Genomic DNA, 369 nt, shown 5'->3' on the forward strand with positions numbered 1-369 from the left:
CTCCTGCCGACGCGATGGGTCACAGCCTGCTGCTGCTCTGGGGTCCGGAAGCCCAGGGTGACTTCGTCCGCTGGATCCAGCTCGGTGGCCTCTGGCCCTTCGTGGCCCTGCACGGCGCCTTCGCCCTGATCGGCTTCATGCTGCGTCAGTTCGAGATCGCCCGCCTGGTCGGCATCCGCCCCTACAACGCCATCGCCTTCTCCGGTCCGATCGCGGTGTTCGTCAGTGTCTTCCTGATGTACCCGCTGGGCCAGAGCAGCTGGTTCTTCGCACCCTCCTTCGGTGTGGCGGCGATCTTCCGCTTCCTGCTGTTCCTGCAGGGCTTCCACAACTGGACCCTGAACCCGTTCCACATGATGGGCGTGGCCG

Annotated in this window: 1 pseudogene; it reads left to right on the forward strand. The window is 65.6% G+C overall.

What is annotated here, in order from left to right:
* Positions 1-369: pseudogene (locus KUG41_RS16255) on the forward strand (photosystem II D2 protein (photosystem q(a) protein)); the annotation flags it as partial.

It is taken from the genome of Synechococcus sp. CCY 9618 (genome assembly GCF_019038415.1).
Classification (GTDB): domain Bacteria; phylum Cyanobacteriota; class Cyanobacteriia; order PCC-6307; family Cyanobiaceae; genus Cyanobium.